This is a genomic window from Pseudomonas sp. GL-RE-26 (assembly GCF_019956275.1).
In the GTDB taxonomy this organism is placed as follows: domain Bacteria; phylum Pseudomonadota; class Gammaproteobacteria; order Pseudomonadales; family Pseudomonadaceae; genus Aquipseudomonas; species Aquipseudomonas grandcourensis.
Window position 1 is genome coordinate 86,859 of record NZ_JAHBDI010000005.1, and the last position, 16,998, is coordinate 103,856.

General features: G+C 62.0%; 18 protein-coding genes and 1 pseudogene. 9 read left to right on the forward strand and 10 right to left on the reverse strand.

Features of this window, described 5'->3' with window-relative positions:
• Positions 1-7: 7 nt before the first annotated feature.
• Together KGB07_RS03890 and KGB07_RS03895 are read right to left on the reverse strand one after the other, a co-directional pair.
• Positions 8-418: a RidA family protein gene (locus tag KGB07_RS03890; protein ID WP_046042476.1), complete on the reverse strand. Its 411-nt coding sequence runs from the start codon at positions 416-418 to the stop codon at positions 8-10.
• The gene (locus KGB07_RS03895) at positions 418-1,779 is read right to left on the reverse strand and encodes a flavin-containing monooxygenase (protein ID WP_223464619.1); all 1,362 of its coding nucleotides are present in this window, start codon (positions 1,777-1,779) and stop codon (positions 418-420) included. The genes KGB07_RS03890 and KGB07_RS03895 overlap by 1 nt, the downstream gene beginning before the upstream one ends.
• A gap of 276 nt (positions 1,780-2,055) precedes the next feature.
• Between KGB07_RS03895 and KGB07_RS03900 the strand changes: the two genes are divergently transcribed.
• From KGB07_RS03900 to phnE, 6 genes are all read left to right on the forward strand, one after another.
• Complete coding sequence (locus KGB07_RS03900; RefSeq protein ID WP_056727372.1) at positions 2,056-3,432, forward strand: pyridoxal-phosphate dependent enzyme; 1,377 nt, start codon at positions 2,056-2,058, stop codon at positions 3,430-3,432.
• On the forward strand, positions 3,429-4,607 hold the full coding sequence (locus tag KGB07_RS03905; RefSeq protein WP_046042478.1) for a trans-sulfuration enzyme family protein: 1,179 nt from the start codon (positions 3,429-3,431) through the stop codon (positions 4,605-4,607). The genes KGB07_RS03900 and KGB07_RS03905 overlap by 4 nt, the downstream gene beginning before the upstream one ends.
• Positions 4,608-4,918: 311 nt before the next feature.
• Entirely contained in the window at positions 4,919-5,770 is an 852-nt protein-coding gene (locus KGB07_RS03910) for a putative selenate ABC transporter substrate-binding protein (RefSeq protein WP_046042479.1), read from the forward strand.
• A complete protein-coding gene (locus KGB07_RS03915; protein WP_223464620.1) occupies positions 5,767-6,564 on the forward strand; it encodes a phosphonate ABC transporter ATP-binding protein in 798 nt (265 codons plus the stop codon). Before KGB07_RS03910 ends, KGB07_RS03915 begins: the two co-directional genes overlap by 4 nt.
• Complete coding sequence (locus KGB07_RS03920; RefSeq protein WP_046042481.1) at positions 6,558-7,385, forward strand: PhnE/PtxC family ABC transporter permease; 828 nt, start codon at positions 6,558-6,560, stop codon at positions 7,383-7,385. The genes KGB07_RS03915 and KGB07_RS03920 overlap by 7 nt, the downstream gene beginning before the upstream one ends.
• Positions 7,382-8,149, forward strand: coding sequence for a phosphonate ABC transporter, permease protein PhnE (gene phnE, locus KGB07_RS03925; RefSeq protein WP_046042483.1), 768 nt, complete (start codon positions 7,382-7,384; stop codon positions 8,147-8,149). The genes KGB07_RS03920 and phnE overlap by 4 nt, the downstream gene beginning before the upstream one ends.
• A 95-nt stretch (positions 8,150-8,244) precedes the next feature.
• On the opposite strand, the gene KGB07_RS03930 is transcribed toward phnE, so the two are convergent.
• The 3 genes from KGB07_RS03930 to KGB07_RS03940 all read right to left on the reverse strand — a co-directional run bounded on the left by KGB07_RS03930 (position 8,245) and on the right by KGB07_RS03940 (position 10,466).
• Entirely contained in the window at positions 8,245-8,595 is a 351-nt protein-coding gene (locus KGB07_RS03930) for a BON domain-containing protein (RefSeq protein ID WP_046042568.1), read from the reverse strand.
• A gap of 390 nt (positions 8,596-8,985) precedes the next feature.
• Positions 8,986-9,792, reverse strand: coding sequence for a lytic transglycosylase domain-containing protein (locus KGB07_RS03935; RefSeq protein WP_046042484.1), 807 nt, complete (start codon positions 9,790-9,792; stop codon positions 8,986-8,988).
• Between the two features lie 260 nt (positions 9,793-10,052).
• On the reverse strand, positions 10,053-10,466 hold the full coding sequence (locus tag KGB07_RS03940; RefSeq protein ID WP_223464621.1) for a hypothetical protein: 414 nt from the start codon (positions 10,464-10,466) through the stop codon (positions 10,053-10,055).
• A gap of 263 nt (positions 10,467-10,729) precedes the next feature.
• Here KGB07_RS03940 and KGB07_RS03945 point away from each other — a divergent pair, with 263 nt between their 5' ends.
• Positions 10,730-11,098, forward strand: coding sequence for a type 1 fimbrial protein (locus KGB07_RS03945; RefSeq protein ID WP_223464623.1), 369 nt, complete (start codon positions 10,730-10,732; stop codon positions 11,096-11,098).
• A 383-nt stretch (positions 11,099-11,481) separates the two neighbouring features.
• Positions 11,482-11,841, forward strand: a complete 360-nt coding sequence (locus tag KGB07_RS03950; RefSeq protein ID WP_046042489.1) for a DUF6124 family protein — start codon at positions 11,482-11,484, stop codon at positions 11,839-11,841.
• Positions 11,842-12,008: 167 nt separating this feature from the next.
• Here KGB07_RS03950 and KGB07_RS03955 read toward each other — a convergent pair whose 3' ends face one another.
• Positions 12,009-13,025, reverse strand: a complete 1,017-nt coding sequence (locus tag KGB07_RS03955; protein ID WP_223464625.1) for a succinylglutamate desuccinylase/aspartoacylase family protein — start codon at positions 13,023-13,025, stop codon at positions 12,009-12,011.
• A 171-nt stretch (positions 13,026-13,196) separates the two neighbouring features.
• Here KGB07_RS03955 and KGB07_RS03960 point away from each other — a divergent pair.
• A pseudogene (locus KGB07_RS03960) lies at positions 13,197-13,682 on the forward strand (TetR family transcriptional regulator C-terminal domain-containing protein); the annotation flags it as partial.
• Here the strand turns inward: KGB07_RS03960 and KGB07_RS03965 are convergent.
• The 4 genes from KGB07_RS03965 to KGB07_RS03980 all read right to left on the reverse strand — a co-directional run bounded on the left by KGB07_RS03965 (position 13,638) and on the right by KGB07_RS03980 (position 16,997).
• Entirely contained in the window at positions 13,638-14,642 is a 1,005-nt protein-coding gene (locus tag KGB07_RS03965; protein ID WP_046042491.1) for a DMT family transporter, read from the reverse strand. The pseudogene KGB07_RS03960 and the gene KGB07_RS03965 overlap by 45 nt on opposite strands.
• Entirely contained in the window at positions 14,642-15,340 is a 699-nt protein-coding gene (locus KGB07_RS03970) for an ABC transporter permease (RefSeq protein WP_223464627.1), read from the reverse strand. The genes KGB07_RS03965 and KGB07_RS03970 overlap by 1 nt, the downstream gene beginning before the upstream one ends.
• A gap of 18 nt (positions 15,341-15,358) precedes the next feature.
• Positions 15,359-16,072, reverse strand: a complete 714-nt coding sequence (locus tag KGB07_RS03975) for an ABC transporter permease (RefSeq protein ID WP_046042493.1) — start codon at positions 16,070-16,072, stop codon at positions 15,359-15,361.
• A gap of 142 nt (positions 16,073-16,214) precedes the next feature.
• A complete protein-coding gene (locus KGB07_RS03980) occupies positions 16,215-16,997 on the reverse strand; it encodes a transporter substrate-binding domain-containing protein (protein WP_046042494.1) in 783 nt (260 codons plus the stop codon).
• Between the last annotated feature and the right edge of the window lies 1 nt (position 16,998).

Below are 16,998 nucleotides of genomic sequence, written 5' to 3' on the forward strand. Positions count from 1 at the left end.
GAATTCCTTATTCAGGGATGACAGCGATCACATCGATTTCCATCAGCCACTGCGGCTGGCCGAGGGCGCTGACCACCAGGCCGGTGGAAATCGGGAACACACCCTTGAGCCACTTGCCGACTTCCTGGTAGACCGGCTCGCGGTAGCGCGGGTCGATCAAGTAGGTGGTGGTCTTGACGATATGGCTCATGTCGCTGCCCGCCTCTTCCAGCAATTGCTTGACGTTGCGCATGGCCTGCTCGGCCTGGGCACGCGGATCGCCGAGGCCCACCAGTTGGCCGTTGAAATCGGTGCCGACCTGACCACGCACATACACGGTGTTGCCGGCGCGCACGGCCTGGCACAAATCGTTGTCCAGCGTCTGGTTCGGGTAGGTGTCTTTGGTGTTGAACATGCGGATGCGGGTATGAGTAGGCATTAACGAACTCCCATGAGGCTGGCTTTCTGAATAGGTGCACGGGCGGCTTCGGCTTGACGCTGGGTCGCATCCCGATAGTTGAGATAGGTGTGCTGTTTAACGATGTGATCGGCGATGTGCTTGGCGTCGTGCCAAACGCCCCAGATAAACGCGGAGCCGCGGCGGGACTGCCAAGGCAACCCGACGAAATACACCCCCGGCTCGGCCGACACGCCGCGTTGGTGCTGTGGCTTGCCGTTTTCCTTGAAGGCATCGACCTTCAGCCAGCTGTAATCGGTGGAGTAACCGGTGGCCCAGATGATGGTGGTGACGCCGGCCTTGAGCAGGTCCAGCTCCAGGATTGGATTCGTCACGCAGTCCGGGTCCGCCAGCATGGCCCGGGCTTCGGGTTCCAGCGGCAGGTCCAGGCCGTTGCGTTCGATGTAGGCGTCGGCCTTGTCGAGCAGCGCCAGGTAGTTTTCATCGCCACGTTTAATGTTGTCGGCGAGGTTGTTTTCGAAGCTCACCACAGCGCCGTTGAACGTCTGGGTCAGGCCGACCAGGGTCATGCCCTGGTGAGCCAGCCGGCGGAAGTCCACGGTGTGGCCGCCACGGGCACCGCTCACGGCGATGGTCACGTGTTCCTTGCCCGGTTGCATGGCTTCGGCATCCCACTCGCCGAGCACCCCCAGCCACCAACAGAAATCACGGTTGCGATAGGCACGCGGCGGACGATCGTGGGCGCCCACCGACAGGTAGACCTGCTTGCCGGAACGTTGCAGTTCATCGGCGATCTGCACGCCCGAGGAACCTGCGCCCACCACCAGCACCGCACCTTCGGCCAGTTGCTGCGGGTTGTAGTATTGGGCGGAGTGAATCTGGGTGATGCCGGCGATTTCGGGAGCAATCGGCGGAATGGCCGGACGCTGGAACGGGCCGGTGGCGACCACCACATGCCGGGCCTCGATCACGCCATCAGAGGTTTCAACGGTGAAACCGGGACGGTCGATGTTACGTTCGACTTTCTTCACGTCCACGCCGGTACGGATCGGCGCGTTGAACTTCTTGGCATAGGCTTCGAAGTACTGAGCCACCTGCTCTTTCCCGGCGAAGGCATCCGGGTCCAGACCGTCGAATTCCAGCCCCGGGAAACGGTCGTGCCAGGCCGGGCCGTTGGCTACCAGCGAATCCCAGCGACCGGTGCGCCAGGCTTCGGCGATACGATTGCGCTCCACAACGAGGTGAGGCACACCGAGCTTGCTCAGGTGTTCACTCATGGCCACGCCGGCCTGGCCGGCGCCAACAACAAGCGTATCAATTGCGGTTTTATCAACTGTCATGGCTGTGCACTTCTGAAAGGTGGTTTGATTCAGGTCGGTCATGGCTGCCGCCTCGATTCTGATCACTGTTGTTCTTCTGCTGCGGCTATCGGTGTCAGGGTGTTGGCCGCATTCTGTTCGGAGCCGGGAAATAGCGAAATTATGTTTTTTGTGGTTGCTGGCGAGGAAAAAGCGTCGAGCCGACCGGTCGGCTGTGGAAGGTTGCGGGAGGCCCGATCCCGGCCTATGGTCCTAGCGATGCAATGTCGGCGATTGACGCCTGATGGCACAGCGCCGGCCGATGTCCACCCAGTGCGAATAGCGCAAGGAAGTGACGACATGCCTGACAACTCTCGCCCCGCCGTGCTCGAACTGATCGGCAACACGCCTTTGGTGCGCGTCAGCCGTTTCGATACCGGCCCGTGTACGCTGTTTCTCAAACTCGAATCCCAGAACCCCGGCGGTTCGATCAAGGACCGTATCGGTCTGGCGATGATCGACACTGCCGAACGCGATGGTCGCCTCAGGCCCGGCGGCACCATCGTCGAAGCCACCGCCGGCAACACTGGCCTGGGCCTGGCCCTGGTCGGCCGCGCCAAGGGCTACCGCGTGGTGCTGGTGGTGCCGGACAAGATGTCCACCGAGAAGGTCCTGCACCTCAAGGCCATGGGCGCCGAGGTGCACATCACCCGCTCCGACGTCGGCAAGGGCCATCCCGAGTACTACCAGGACGTCGCCGCGCGGCTGGCGGCGGAAATTCCCGACGCGTTCTTCGCCGACCAGTTCAACAACCCCGCCAACCCGCTGGCCCACGAATGCAGCACCGCGCCGGAGATCTGGGCGCAAACCCAGCATGATGTGGACGCCATCGTCGTCGGCGTCGGTTCGGCCGGCACCCTCACCGGGCTGACCCGTTTCTTCAAACGGGTGCAGCCGGACCTGGAAATGGTCCTGGCCGACCCGGTCGGTTCGGTGATGGCTGAATACAGCCGCGGCGGCACCCTCCCCACCCCCGGTTCCTGGGCGGTGGAAGGCATTGGCGAAGACTTCATTCCGTCGATTGCCGACCTGTCCAGCGTGCGCCACGCCTATTCGATCAGCGACGAAGAAAGCTTTGATCACGCCCGCCAACTGCTGCGCGCCGAAGGCATTCTCGGCGGCTCATCCACCGGCACCTTGCTGGCGGCGGCGTTGCGTTACTGCCGCGAACAGACCCAGCCGAAACGGGTGGTGAGCTTCGTCTGCGACACCGGGACGCGTTACCTGTCAAAGGTCTACAACGACCAGTGGATGAACGATCAGGGCCTGCTGCAACGCAAGCACTACGGCGACCTGCGCGACCTGATCGCGCGGCGCTTCGAGGATGGCCGGGTGATCAGCGTCGGCCCGGATGACACGCTACTGACGGCTTTTCAACGCATGCGCCTGGCGGATGTCTCGCAGCTACCGGTGCTGGTGAACGGCAAACAACTGGTCGGCGTCATCGATGAATCCGACATCCTGCTGGGCGTGCACGAAGACGTTGCGCACTTTCGCAAGGCCGTCTCCAGCGCCATGACCGACAAACTGCAAACCCTGTCCCCCGATGCCACCCTGGCCGAGCTGGAAGCCGAGCTGGGCCGTGGGCTGGTGGCGATCATCCAGGATGCCTCGGGCTTCCACGGCCTGATTACCCGAACCGACATGCTCAACCATTTGCGGAGATCCCTGCCATGAGTCAACAGGACAAAAACGCCCCGCCACAGGGCTTCGCCACCCGGGTGATCCACGCCGGGCAAGTGCCGGACCCATCCACCGGGGCGCTGATGCCGCCGATCTACGCCAACTCCACCTACCTGCAACAGAGCCCTGGGGTGCACAAGGGCCTGGACTACGGGCGTTCGCACAACCCGACGCGCTGGGCGCTGGAGCGCTGCGTGGCCGACCTCGAAGGCGGCACTCGGGGCTTTGCCTTCGCCTCGGGGTTGGCGACCATTTCCACGGTACTGGAACTGCTCGACGCCGGCTCGCACATCGTCTCTGGCAACGATCTGTACGGCGGCACCTTCCGCCTGTTCGACAAGGTGCGCCAGCGCAGCGCCGGGCACCGTTTCAGCTTCGTCGACCTGACCGACCTGGCGGCGTTCGAGGCCTCCCTGCAAGACGACACACGCATGGTCATGGTCGAGACCCCGAGCAATCCGCTGCTGCGCCTCACCGACCTTGCCGCCATCGCCCGCACCTGCCGCGCGCGCGGCATCATCTGCGTGGCCGACAACACCTTCGCCAGCCCGTGGATCCAGCGCCCGCTGGAGCTGGGTTTCGACATCGTGCTGCACTCGACCACCAAGTACCTCAACGGTCACTCCGACGTGATCGGCGGCATCGCCGTGGTCGGGCAGAACGCCGAACTGGCCGAACGCCTGGGCTTCCTGCAAAACGCCGTCGGCGCCATCGCCGGCCCGTTCGATGCCTTCCTCACCCTGCGCGGGGTGAAGACCCTGGCCCTGCGCATGGAACGGCATTGCAGTAACGCACTGGACCTGGCGCAGTGGCTGGAGCGCCAACCGCAAGTCGCACGGGTCTACTACCCCGGCCTGCCGTCGCACCCGCAACATGAACTGGCCAAACGGCAAATGCGCGGTTTCGGCGGGATGATTTCCCTTGACCTCAACAGCGACCTGGCCGGCACCAAACGCTTCCTCGAGAACGTGCAGATCTTCGCCCTGGCCGAGAGCCTCGGCGGTGTGGAAAGCCTGATCGAACACCCGGCGATCATGACCCACGCCACCATTCCACCCGATACCCGCGCAGAACTGGGGATCGGCGACGGGTTGGTGCGGTTGTCGGTGGGGGTCGAGGATGTGGAGGATTTGCGGGCGGATCTGGCGCAGGCGTTGGCGCGGATGTAAGCAAGCTCGCTCCCACACTTTTGAATTTCTGTCATACACAAATTTTGTGTTCACCAGAAATCCACTGTAGGAGCGAGCCTGCTCGCGATGGCGGCGGATCAGTCGATATTGATGCTGGCTGACACTCCGCAATCGCGAGCAGGCTCGCTCCTACAGTTCCGTTTTGGCCCTCTCCCCTGCTTCAACGCTGGTCAAGCCCGCAAGAGTCCCTATAATCGCGGCGTTTTCGTCTACCCTCACGAAGCGTCGTGCAGCAATCAGCTTGTGCGGGGCGCATCGACATTTTTCCGCTATTGAACCGGAGAACTTCCATGCTCAAACGTACCCTGGCATTGGCCGTCGGCCTGACCCTATCCTTTTCCACCCTGCTGGCACAGGCTGCCGAGACCCTCAAGGTCAGCGCCATCCCCGACGAAGCCCCCACCGAATTGCAGCGCAAGTTCAAGCCCCTGGGCGAATATCTGGAGAAGCAACTGGGCATGAAGGTCGAGTTCGTGCCGGTGTCCGACTACCCGGCAGTGGTCGAGGCCCTGGCCACTGACCGCATCGATATGGCCTGGCTGGGCGGCTTCACGTTCGTGCAGGCGCGGCTGAAAACCGGCAATGCCATTCCATTGGTACAGCGTGAGCAGGATGCGCAGTTCACCAGCAAATTCATCACCGCCGACCCGGCCGTCAAGTCGCTGGCCGACCTCAAGGGCAAGTCCTTTGCCTTCGGTTCGGTGTCTTCCACGTCCGGCAGCTTGATGCCGCGTTACTTCATGCTCAAGGACGGCATCAAGCCTGAAACCTATTTCAGCCGTGTCGGTTACTCCGGCGCCCACGACGCCACCGTCGCCTGGGTTCAGGCCGGCAAGGTCGACGCCGGCGTACTCAATGCCAGCGTCTGGGAAAAACTGGTCAAGGCCGGCAAGGTCGATACCGACAAGGTCAAGGTCTTTGCCACCACGCCGGCCTACTTCGACTACAACTGGACCGTGCGCGGCACCCTCGACCCGGCCCTGGCTGACAAAATCAAGGCGGCCTTCCTCGCGCTCGACCCGGCCAACCCGGAGCAAAAGGCGATTCTGGACCTGCAAGCCGCCAGTCGCTTCATCGAGACCAAGCCTGAGAACTACAAGGGCATCGAGGAAGCCGCACGCGCTGCCGACCTGCTGAAATGACACTGCATCTGAACCGGGTCAGCCTGACTCACGGCAACGGCGTGCGTGCACTGCATGAGGTCGACCTGCACATCGCTGCCGGTGAGCAGGTCGCAATCATCGGCCCGTCCGGTGCCGGCAAGTCGAGCCTGCTCAACGTGCTGGCCACCGCCCTGCGCCCGGACGACGGTGCGGTCGAGGTACTCGGCGAGCACGCCTGGCAGCTTGGCGCCCATCGGCGTCAGCAGCTGCGGGCGCGCATCGGCCTGGTTCACCAGGCGCCACCCCTGCCACCGCGGCAACGGGTGGTCACGGCGGTGCTGGCCGGAAAGCTGGGGCAATGGAGTTTTGCCAAAAGCCTGCTGAGCCTGCTGCATCCGGTGGATGTTCCGGGCGCGCGGGCGGCACTGGTCAAGCTGGACCTGGGTGACAAGCTATTTGCCCAGTGCCAGCAATTGTCCGGCGGCCAACTGCAGCGCGTGGGCATTGCCCGGGTGCTGTACCAGGCGCCCGAAGTGCTGCTGGCCGATGAGCCGGTGTCGGCAATGGACCCGGTACTGGCCGGGCACACCCTGTCGATCCTCTGCCGCCACGCCCGGGAGCACAACGTGACGCTGGTCGCCAGCCTGCATGCGGTGGAGCTGGCCCTGACGCACTTTTCACGCATCATCGGTTTGCGTGAAGGGCAGGTCCTGTTCGACCTTCCCGCCAGCGACGTCGACCACGATTTGCTCGACAAGCTCTACGCCAACGAGCAACTGCTATCGCCGCCCGTTCCGGTGGCGCCCTTGAGCCTGCAGATTCCACGATGCTGACGCGCGATACACGAGACCCGGCCACCCTGCCCCGCCTGCTGCTCAGTCTGTTGGCACTTGCTCTGCTGTGGCCGGGTATTCATTTCAGCGAATTGGACCTGGGTGTACTGCTCAAGGCCGACAGCCAGAGTGAGATGGGCCGGTTTGTCTCGGCCTTCTGGCCACCGGCCCATGGCGAAGAGTTCATCCAGTTGCTGTGGCAAGCCACGCTGCAAACCCTGGCCATCGCCACCGCCGGCATGGCCCTGGCCTTGCTGTTGGCCGTGCCTGCCAGCTTGTTGGCCAGTCGAGCGCTGTCGTTGTCGGCAGCTTCGCGCAGCGGTCGCCCGAGCGCCTTGGGCCGACTGTTGCGCTGGCCGGTGCGCGGGCTGCTGATCTTCCTGCGCAGTGTGCCGGAAATCGTCTGGGCCTTGCTGTTCGTGCGCGCCGTCGGCCTTGGCCCTACGGCCGGGGTGCTGGCCATTGCCATCACCTACAGCGGCATGTTGGGCAAGGTCTACGCGGAAATCTTCGAGTCGGTCGACCAGCGTCCCGCCCACTCACTGTTGCAAGCCGGCAGCGGCCGGTTGGCGGCGTTCTGCTACGGCATCCTGCCCAATGTCGCGGCGGAGTTGCTGTCGTACACGGTGTACCGCTGGGAATGCGCGATCCGCGCCTCGGTGGTGATGGGCTTCGTCGGCGCCGGCGGGCTGGGCCAGCAGATCGACTTGTCGTTGCGCATGTTCGCCGGCGGTGAAGTGGCGAGCATGTTGCTGACCTTTTTCATCCTGGTGCTGTTCGCCGACCAGATCAGCCGCCTGTTGCGCTGGAGGTTCGCATGAATCGCCTGATCAACCTGCTGCTGATCCTGTGCATTGGCGTAGCGGTCATCGCTTCGTTCCGCTATCTGGGCATCGACCTCGGCGAACTGACCGGCAGCGGTAACCTGAAGCAGATGGGCGCCTACGTGCTGCGTTTTCTCAGCCCGGACCTGAGCACCGGCCATCTGCAAGCCATCGGCCGTGGCGCCGTGGAAACCATGGCCATGTCGGCCCTCGGCACCCTGCTCGCGGCGGTATTGGGCCTGGTGCTGGCACTGCCGGCGGCCGGGCGTTTCGGTTGGCCTCTGCAGAGTGCGTCGCGACTGGTGCTTAACGCCCTGCGCGCCATTCCGGAACTGGTGTGGGCCGCGCTGATGGTGCTGGCAGCCGGACTCGGCCCCAACGCCGGGACCCTGGCACTGGCCATGCACACCACCGGGGTGCTGGGTCGATTGTTCGCCGAAGCACTGGAAAACACCCCGCCGCAACCGGCCGAAGCCATCCGCTTGCAGGGCGGCAACGTCGTCTGGGCCTTCTGCTACGGCACCCTGCCCAACCTGTTTCCGCAGCTGTTGGCGTACATCCTGTACCGCTGGGAAAACAACATCCGCATGGCCAGCGTGCTGGGATTTGTCGGAGCCGGCGGTTTGGGGCAAATGCTCTATGTCAGCCTCAGCCTGTTCCAGGAAGCCCAGGCCAGCACGGTGATCCTCGCCATGCTGCTGCTGGTGTTTGCCGTCGACGGGCTGAGCAGCTGGAGCCGCCAGCGTTGGGTCAAGGCGTGATGGGGAACTGCATAGACTTGCTCACCTGATTGCATTCAGCTTCCCTCCGCCCTCGGTTCCCGACTGGGAGCGCGGCGCCTACAAAGTTGCCATTATCATTTGTCGTCCATCTTTGTTGACGATTGTGGCCGGCGCTCAGTGCTCTCTTCGGCGTTGGGCGCTTCTGGAAAACTCCCTGGCGTGAACACATGGGTCTGCAAGTCGCTGGCATCGACTTCGGCGACACCATGAACCGAACGGGCCAGACCAATGGCCTGTTCACACTGTCTATGAGTGTTGACGCGGCCGCTTAACCCCACTATGCCCGCATGGGTTTTGACATTGATATGCAGGCTAAGGGTCGGATCGGAAAATGCCAGGGCCGACTTCACCCTGGCGGTAATCCATGCATCGTGAACGGCCATTTCCAGACCATGAGAGTAATGCTGGAAGGAGTGAATTTTCATGGCTGAACCCTCTCTCGCGTAATCAGACGTACTGTCCATCCCATTTGCTGTGCCGCCCTCCGCCTGTCAGGTGAACGCTATGGATACCTGATTCGTTTTGGAGCGCTCGCCACGCAAACATTGACAGAAATTAATTATAGTACGGCCGTTGCCTGCGGTCAGAACGCTGTCCCCGTGAATGTCCGCCTTGGTCGCTCAGTGCCAGGCGCAACACCTACAGAGCACTCCAAACAGTCCTTATTGCGATCAGCCCTGATCAACCCATAGCTGCCGATCTCGACCGGCAGAAAACGGCCGATTCTGTTGAAAAACAGGGCGGATAACGCGCCAGCGCTATCCGCCGTGGAGGGGCCGGCGTATTACCTGTTCCGGGTTATGCGCCCTACGGTACTAGCGATGGTTACGATAGCGTTCGGTCAAGGACTGCACGAGGGTGACGTAGGATTGCGTCTCGGCGTAGGGAGGCACCCCGTTGTACTCGACCACGGACGCTTCGCCGGCGTTGTAACCTGCCAACGCCAGCACCTGGTTGCCGTTGAAGCGCTTGAGCAGCCAGGCCAGGTAGCGCACGCCGCCACGAATGTTCTGTTGGGCATCGAACGGATCGTCCACGGCGAAGCGCTCGGCGGTGGCAGGCATCAACTGCATCAGCCCCTGGGCGCCGGCTTCGGAAATGACGTTGGGGCGAAACGCCGATTCGGCATGTATCACTGCGCGGACCAGCGCCCTGTCGACACCATAATGACCCGAAGCGGCTTCGATCTCCCGTCGATAGGACTGGGTGTCCAGGCGCAGTGAGGCGACCTTGAAATCCTTCGTCGCCATGCACAGATAACAGCCCTTGATGTAATAGAGCTCAAGGACATCGACCCGCGCGGAGATCCCGATAGGGCGCCGGCTCACATATTGACGAATACCCTTGTGGATGAAGGTGAACACCCGAATACGCACCGCGTCTGGGTCGTCGTCCCGCACAAGCCGTGGCAGGGCCATTGCCTTGGCACCGACACCGGCGCCCGCCATGCCATTGAGGCGAGTGCAGCGGGCGCTGGCGATGGCTTGGCTGGTGTAGCTGATGGCGCCGTCCCTGGCTTGGCACTTGAACATGGCGCTGGCGCACAGAGGAGCGACCAGCAAGGCCAGTTCGATGCAGCCAAGAAGGCTCTTGCGAGCCCATCGCCATGCTCTGGATCTCATCACATCGCTCCGCGCCGCAGGCGCCGATCAGGCCTGGGGCGCCTGGCCTGGGCGCTGCCTTTGGAGGGCCTATTCTGGGTGGCCCGACTTTTGTTCTGATAGTTATACCCCTTGTAACCGGCCTTGGAACTTGCGTTGACATACGGACTGCCGGCGTTCCCAGGCGAGGCGCAGGCGTGATGTTTTCCCAGGCCAGCACTGCCCACGCAAAAAAACCTTCCTGCGTTTCAACACAGGAAGGTTTTTTTGTTTGCGGCCGATCAGTCTTTAGCCTGGCTCAACTTGGTGAACAGCTCGGTCGGTACTTTCTTGCCGTTGGAAATGAACTGGTTGGTGCGGAACTTGTACACCTCACCCTCGGACAGGAAACCATCGCTGTTGGTGTCCATCGCCTTGAATTCCTCAGTGCCCTTGGGTGCTACCGCCAGCAGTTCCTTGAGCGACACGCGGCCGTCATGATCGGCGTCGGTGCGTGCGAAAGATGCATCGCCGCACTTGCCTTCACCGCACTTGCCTTCGCCACACTTGCCTTCGCTGGTCTTCTCCGCGGAAGCCAGCTGATAGCCCTGAGGCAAGGCTTCGGCCGAAAACGCGGTGGACGCGAAGTTGATACCGCCGACCAGTGCAACAGCGATCAGGCCAATACGGGTTTTGTTCGACTGGATACGAGACATGTTGATACTCCGGAGCATGTGCGCGGCTGGACCACCATTGGTCGTACCGCAAGGGTTGATAAACCTGGTTGCGAGCTGCGTTGTGCATCTCGCTTTGGCAGGTCTATTTGGCCCCAGTGGTGTATCCGGGCTGTATCCGTGGAGAGCTGGTTTTGTATGGCTGTACGAAGATGTGGTGCCTTGATACACGGCGATACAACAAAAGCCTCAAGCTACTACCCTTCATTGACGACCTAGACCTTACAACTCAAGGAGCGTCAGACATGAACGGTAAACGTATAGCAGCGGGATTGAGTCTTTTGTTCGCATTCAGTGGTGCGTGCCTGGCGGCGTCGGGCACCATCAGGTTTCAAGGCAGCATTGTCGAGCCGGGCTGTCAGTCACGCGTGGGGACGGATGGCACATTCGATCTTTACCAATGCTCTGCCCAGAGTCGCGCGATGGGGGTTGAGGCAAACACCCTCGCGCCAACCGCCAGTGTGAGCGCTGTCGGTCAATCCCGTACCCACGTCAAACTGCTCGCTGACAGTGGTCAAGAAGGTCGCTATTTCGATCAGCAGTATGTGTTGGTGGATGATGCAGGCTCGCCGGTCCGCTCCGGAAACTACTTGATTACCCTGAGCATGCCTTGATCACGGGGCGCGCGCAGGACGTCTTCGTCCGACCGAAAGCACCTGTTTAAAGAGGTTGTAGGTTATTTCCTAAGGGCTACAGGACCTTGCGTCGTTGCCTACGGTTACGCCAGAATCCGCCGGCTTGTGCGTCCGGGAGCTGCTCAGTAACTTGGTTCGCGTCACTGCCCATCAGTGATCGGGTTTAGTCGCCCGTGGTTTTCTAGTGAAGTGCACAAGCTCTGTCAGTCAGGCATTCCCATGCTTGCACTTGATGGTAGCTGTGCGCAGGGCGCCTTCGGGCGCGCCGGTTTGCTAGATCCCCGGTCGACTAACCTGCGTACAGCTGCCTCCCCTTTCGTTTAGTCGCAAGAGGGGTGGCGCTCCATACAAGGATCTAGCTTATGTTCAAGGTCACCCCCAACCCGCCGGACACCGATCCGACTTCCCCATACGAACCCGATTCAAACAAGCTCAACGAGGCCGCCGAACGCGCGCTCGCCTTCCACTTCCCCTCGACTGCCGACATCAAAGCCACACCGCGCAGACCCAGCCACCTGTTTACCGTTGACCCCGAAGCCACGACCGAAACCCTGGTCGTTTATCTGGTCGAAACGCTAGCCTCGGTCGATGTGATGGTGCATCAGTTGGTGGATCATCTGGATGGAGGCTCGCGCAATGCCCTGCTGGGGATTTCCAACAGTGTGATGTTGGCGGAGATCACGGCGAATCGGGTGCTGGACCAAATCGACCCGCGCGAATAAACACTGAATCTATGACTAACACTGCCCCCGTGGCGAGGGAGCTTGCTCCCGCTGGACTGCGCAGCAGGCCCTGCTTTTCAGGTGAAGAGCTGGGGCCGCTACGCGACCCAGCGGGAGCAAGCTCCCTCGCCACAGGTTTTGTGTGTTTGATGTTGGCTGGGCTATCACTAGTTCGGATCCAGCAACCCACCACTCCAGTTACGCGACACCCGGCTGCCGGTGAATTTCGCCACCCCCATGCCCTGGGGTATCAGACGATCGCGATAGCGCGTCACCAGGCGCCCCGCTTGTTCGGCGTGCAACACCACTTCGGAGGATGGATCACCCGGCCGCCCAAGAATCCGTACAAAGCGTTGGCCTTCCTCGACGAAATCCCCCAGCTCTTTTTCGAAGATCAGCACGCCGGGTTGCGGGGCGATGATGGTTTCCATGTGGCCCATTTCCACGGCTTCGACGGGCCAGTCCGTGGGCGCCACTGACTCATCGATGACGCCGCAACCGCACAGCCAGTTGTACAGCCCTTCGGCATCCGACTCGGCGTAACGATCGCTGACATCGCCCTGCCCGCGCAGCTCCAGGGTCGCGGCCATGCGCCCTGCAGTGACTCCGTCGCGTATCCACGGGGCAATGATGGTTTCCTCGAAGGAGCCATCGCCGCCGTCGTCCCAGATGATCGCCACGTCCATCTTCATCGCCGCCGCCAGTTCGCGGCCACGGGGCCAGAAACTGCGGTGCACGTACAGGTACGGTAGCGCCTCGTCATCGGTATGCAGGTCGAGCATCACATCGGCCGGGGCTGCCAGTTGCACCAGTTTTTTTTGCCACTCCTGAACGCAGGTCGAAGGTCGTTCCATGGCCGCCGACTGATCGAACGAGCGGTTGAAGTTATGCCCAGTGGCGTCGTGATAACGGCCGAGGATCCGCCCCTGGCGAAACTGCCCGATGCCCAGCGGATTGGCCTGCGGCACCACGGTGATGTTGCCCTTGAGCCGGCCTTGGGTTTCGGCGATTTGCAGTCGTTGCATCAGCAAATGCAGGACCAGCATCCCGGCGATTTCATCGGCGTGTACGCCGGCCTGCAGGTGCACGTTTGGCCCGTTGCCGTCGCCTGCATAGCGCCAGGCACCGACCCGCACGGCATCACCGTTGTTGTTGCGAACACTGAACGAAATATCCTGCGGCATTGGCTTTCCCTCCCGTCATGAACGTTGAAAAACGTTGTATCGCTGCTGCCGAGGCTGGTGATTGAACAGACGTTCAACTAAGCTCGGCATCGTGGAACCTCACCCAAGGACAGCCTTGTGACAACCGATGCCCCGAAAAACCGCCGCGCCGAACCCGAGGACCGTCGCGAAATGCTGGTGGCCGCCACCCTGCGCTGCCTGGGCCGCGACGGTCACGCCGGGATATCCGTACGGCGCATTGCCACCGAGGCCGGGGTGTCCGTGGGGCTGCTCAACCATCACTTCGGCAGCATCGAGGCACTGATCGCCGACACCTACCAGCGGCTCGCGAGCGAACTGACCACGGCCCTGCTCCAGGAAATCGAGCAGGCCCAGACACCTGCGAAAAAAATCGATGCTTTTCTCGAAGGCTCGTTCTCGCCCAGGGTCATGGACCCGAAACTGCTCGGCGTGTGGGTGGTGTTCTGGAGCCTGATCCGTCACTCCGAACACGTCAGCCAGTCCCACGAAAAAAGCTACCGCGCTTACCTCGACCTGATCCGCCAGTTGCTCGACGGGCTGGCCGCCAGCGAAGGCTTCGTGATTCACGACACGCGCCTGGCCGCCATCGGCTTATCGGCGATGCTCGACGGTCTCTGGCTCGAGTGGTGCCTGAACCCCGAGACCTTCAGCGCCGCCAACGGACTGCACATCTGCCGTTGCTGGATAAAGGGGCTGCGTCACGGAGCATTCAGCACCGACGACGTCCTGTGACGGATGCCGGCCGAAGATCATCGCCAGGGTGCCGCTGACGGCGATCAGCCCGGCGCCGATCATCAGCGACATGTCCATCAGCGTGCCCCAGACCAGGCTCGACAGCGCAAACGCCCAGATCAGCCCGGTGTATTCGAACGGCGCGAGCAAGGTCGCGGTGGCGCGGCGGAAACTGGCGAACAACAGGAACTGGCCAATGCCGCCCACCAGGCCGGCGCCGAGCATGCCCAGCCAGGCGGGCGTCGGTGATGGCGTGTGGGTCCAGGGCAAGGCGACCGCCATGCAAATCACGAACACCACGTTGGTGATCAGCATCTGCTCCAGCACTGAGGTCTTCTCATCCACCTGACGCAGTTGGATGTAAGTGAACGCCCAGCACATCGCCGCCAGCAGGGTCAGGACGATCGGCAACGGATCGTTCATGTTGTCGGGGCGACAGGCAATGACCACCCCGACAAAACCGATGATCAGGCTGAACCACTGCCAGCCGCTGGCGCGCTCCTTGAGAATCACTGCCGCCAGCACCGTGACCATGATCGGCGCGGAAAAATACAGGGTGGTCATCTCGGCCAGGGTCAGGTCCCGGGCCGCCGTGTAGTACAGCACCCAGGCGACAATCGACAGCAAACCGCGCACCACCAGCAGGCGCCGGCTCGGCGAGCGCCAGGCCCGCTGGATCAGGCGCAGGCGCCCCGCCAGCAACACTGCCACGACCACCACGGCGGCGCGCCAGAACAGAATGGTGACCACCGAATAGTCGGCCACCAGCCACTTGATGACCGCATCCTGCAACGACAGGAATGCGTAACCCAACGTGCACAGGCCAATGCCCTGCAACGACCGGTCAACCCGTGGCGAACTCATCAGGCCGACCTGCGTACCGGCGTCCCGCGCCGCTCGGCAAAGGCAAACAGCGCTTCGATCAGGAACGTCAGGCAGACGTAGACGCCGGCCACCAGCACCAAGGGTTCGTACACCTGCAGGGTCTGCGCGCGGACCACGTTGGCGGCGCCGAGCAGATCGATCACGGCGATGGTCGAGGCCAGCGCCGTGGACTTGAGCAGCATCACGGTTTCCCCGGCCAGGGTCGGCAGCAACAGGCGCATCGCCCGGGGCAAGCGTACCCGCAGCAAGGACTGGCGCGCGGTCATGCCGAAGGCCGAGGCCGCTTCCATTTCACCCTTGGGCACGGCCAGCAGGCCACCGCGAATCACTTCGCCGACATAGGCCCCCACCGACACCACCAGGGCGAACACGATGTACCAGTAACCGTCGCGCAGGTACGGCCAGAGGAAACTGCCGCGAATCAGCGGAAACTGGGCAAACAGGCTGCCCAGGCCGTAGTAGAAAATGTAGATCTGGATCAGCAACGGCGTACCGCGGGTGACGCTGGTGTAGAACAGGCTGACCTTGGCGATCACCTTGTTTTTCGAGATCCGCGCCAACGCCACCAACACCGCCAGGCCAAAACCCAACACACTGGCGATCAACAGGATTGCGAGGGTGGTTTGCAGCCCCCGGCCCAACAGTGCCGCGTATTCAACTATCCACGCTGGAATCATTTCATTCTCTCTGCCGGTTCAGTCAACAAGAGGCATCCAGCGACGAATGCGTCGCTCCAACCGTCCCGAAAGGTAGTTGGACACCAGCGTCACCGCGTAATACAACGCGGCAGCCGTGAGGTAGAACAACAGATAGTGGCGCGTCGATCCCGCACCTTGCTTGGCGGTGTACAGCAGTTCATTGGTGCCAACCACGCTGATCAGCGCACTGTCCTTGATCAGGTTGATCCACAGGTTGGCCATCCCGGCCATGGCGTATGGCGCCATGATCGGCAGCGTGACCCGGCGAAACAGCCCGAAACCGTTGAGGCCGAACGCCTTTCCCGCTTCGATCTGGCCGAAGGGAATCGCCTGGATCGCCGCGCGGAAAATCTCCGAGGCGTAGGCGCCCTGCACCAGCCCCAGCACCACGATGGCCGCCAGCGGACCGCTGACATCGACCACGCCGTAGCCGAGTTGGGTCATCAGCGAATTGAGGAGCATGGAGCCGACGTAGTACAGCAACAGAATCAGCAGCAATTCCGGAACAGCCCGGAACAAGGTGGTGTAGCCGCGCATCAGCGCCGCAATCGGCTTTGGCGCGCCAAGCTTGAGGCACGCCACCACCAGCCCGATGGCCAGCCCGAGCACAAAGGCCCCGGCGGAAATCTGCAGGGTCATCCAGAGCCCCTTCAACAGCGCACTGCCCCATCCCTGCTCGGTGAAATTGATCAGATCGAACATTGCCGGCATATCAGTCTCCAGTTGGAGGACACGGTCCCCTGTAGGAGCGAGCCTGCTCGCGATAGCGGTGGTTCAGCCACCTGGTTGGTGACTGTCATGCCCTCATCGCGAGCAGGCTCGCTCCTACAGGTTTTTGCTTGTATGCCTGGGATCAGAACGCAGGCTTCACGCTGGTGCCGAAGTAGCTCTGGGACAGGTCGTCGTAGTCCTTGCTCGCCAGCAATTCCTGGATGGCCTTGTCGAGTTTGGCCTTGAGTTCGGTGTCGTCCTTGCGCAGGCCGGCGCCCACGCCTTTGCCGAAGATCGGGTCATAAGGCACGGTGCCGAGGTAGGCCAGGTCCTTGGCGTCCGGGGTCTTGATGAACGCGGCCATGGCGGTGCCGTCGGCCATCATCAGATCGATGCGCCCGGCAATCAGGTCGGCGTTGGCCGAGTCCTGGGTGTCGTAGTACTTAACGTCGGCGATTTTTTCGTAATAGGTCTTCAGGTAGCTGGCGCTCACGGTCGAGTTCTGCACGCCAATGATCTTGCCCTTGAGGTCATCCGGGTACTTCTTCACCGACGCCTCTTTCGGGCCGACGAGAGCGATCACCGAGTCGTAGTAGGCCTTGCTGAAGGCGATCTGTTTTTCCCGTTCTTCGGTCACCGACATCGAGGAAAATATCACGTCGATCTTCTTCGCCAACAGCGACGGAATGATGCCGTCCCACGCCACTTCCTTGATCTCGCAATCGGCTTTCATTTCGCTGCACAGCTTGTGGATCAGGTCGACTTCGAAGCCCTTCCACTCGCCATTGGCCTGTTTTTCGGTGTACGGCGGATAGGGTTCCGCTGCCACCGCGAACCTGATCGGCTGTGCTTGAGCTGCGCTCATGCCGGCCAGCATTACGCAGGCCGCACCGGTCAACCAGTTTGCAAAACGTCGATTTCCCATG

Bases quoted from the DNA above. Each gene is read 5' to 3' on its own strand.
- KGB07_RS03890 (WP_046042476.1), bottom strand. From the start codon at position 418: ATGCCTACTCATACCCGCATCCGCATGTTCAACACCAAAGACACCTAC.
- KGB07_RS03895 (WP_223464619.1), bottom strand. From the start codon at position 1,779: ATGACCGACCTGAATCAAACCACCTTTCAGAAGTGCACAGCCATGACA.
- KGB07_RS03900 (WP_056727372.1), top strand. From the start codon at position 2,056: ATGCCTGACAACTCTCGCCCCGCCGTGCTCGAACTGATCGGCAACACG.
- KGB07_RS03905 (WP_046042478.1), top strand. From the start codon at position 3,429: ATGAGTCAACAGGACAAAAACGCCCCGCCACAGGGCTTCGCCACCCGG.
- KGB07_RS03910 (WP_046042479.1), top strand. From the start codon at position 4,919: ATGCTCAAACGTACCCTGGCATTGGCCGTCGGCCTGACCCTATCCTTT.
- KGB07_RS03915 (WP_223464620.1), top strand. From the start codon at position 5,767: ATGACACTGCATCTGAACCGGGTCAGCCTGACTCACGGCAACGGCGTG.
- KGB07_RS03920 (WP_046042481.1), top strand. From the start codon at position 6,558: ATGCTGACGCGCGATACACGAGACCCGGCCACCCTGCCCCGCCTGCTG.
- phnE (WP_046042483.1), top strand. From the start codon at position 7,382: ATGAATCGCCTGATCAACCTGCTGCTGATCCTGTGCATTGGCGTAGCG.
- KGB07_RS03930 (WP_046042568.1), bottom strand. From the start codon at position 8,595: ATGAAAATTCACTCCTTCCAGCATTACTCTCATGGTCTGGAAATGGCC.
- KGB07_RS03935 (WP_046042484.1), bottom strand. From the start codon at position 9,792: ATGAGATCCAGAGCATGGCGATGGGCTCGCAAGAGCCTTCTTGGCTGC.
- KGB07_RS03940 (WP_223464621.1), bottom strand. From the start codon at position 10,466: ATGTCTCGTATCCAGTCGAACAAAACCCGTATTGGCCTGATCGCTGTT.
- KGB07_RS03945 (WP_223464623.1), top strand. From the start codon at position 10,730: ATGAACGGTAAACGTATAGCAGCGGGATTGAGTCTTTTGTTCGCATTC.
- KGB07_RS03950 (WP_046042489.1), top strand. From the start codon at position 11,482: ATGTTCAAGGTCACCCCCAACCCGCCGGACACCGATCCGACTTCCCCA.
- KGB07_RS03955 (WP_223464625.1), bottom strand. From the start codon at position 13,025: ATGCCGCAGGATATTTCGTTCAGTGTTCGCAACAACAACGGTGATGCC.
- KGB07_RS03965 (WP_046042491.1), bottom strand. From the start codon at position 14,642: ATGAGTTCGCCACGGGTTGACCGGTCGTTGCAGGGCATTGGCCTGTGC.
- KGB07_RS03970 (WP_223464627.1), bottom strand. From the start codon at position 15,340: ATGATTCCAGCGTGGATAGTTGAATACGCGGCACTGTTGGGCCGGGGG.
- KGB07_RS03975 (WP_046042493.1), bottom strand. From the start codon at position 16,072: ATGCCGGCAATGTTCGATCTGATCAATTTCACCGAGCAGGGATGGGGC.
- KGB07_RS03980 (WP_046042494.1), bottom strand. From the start codon at position 16,997: ATGGGAAATCGACGTTTTGCAAACTGGTTGACCGGTGCGGCCTGCGTA.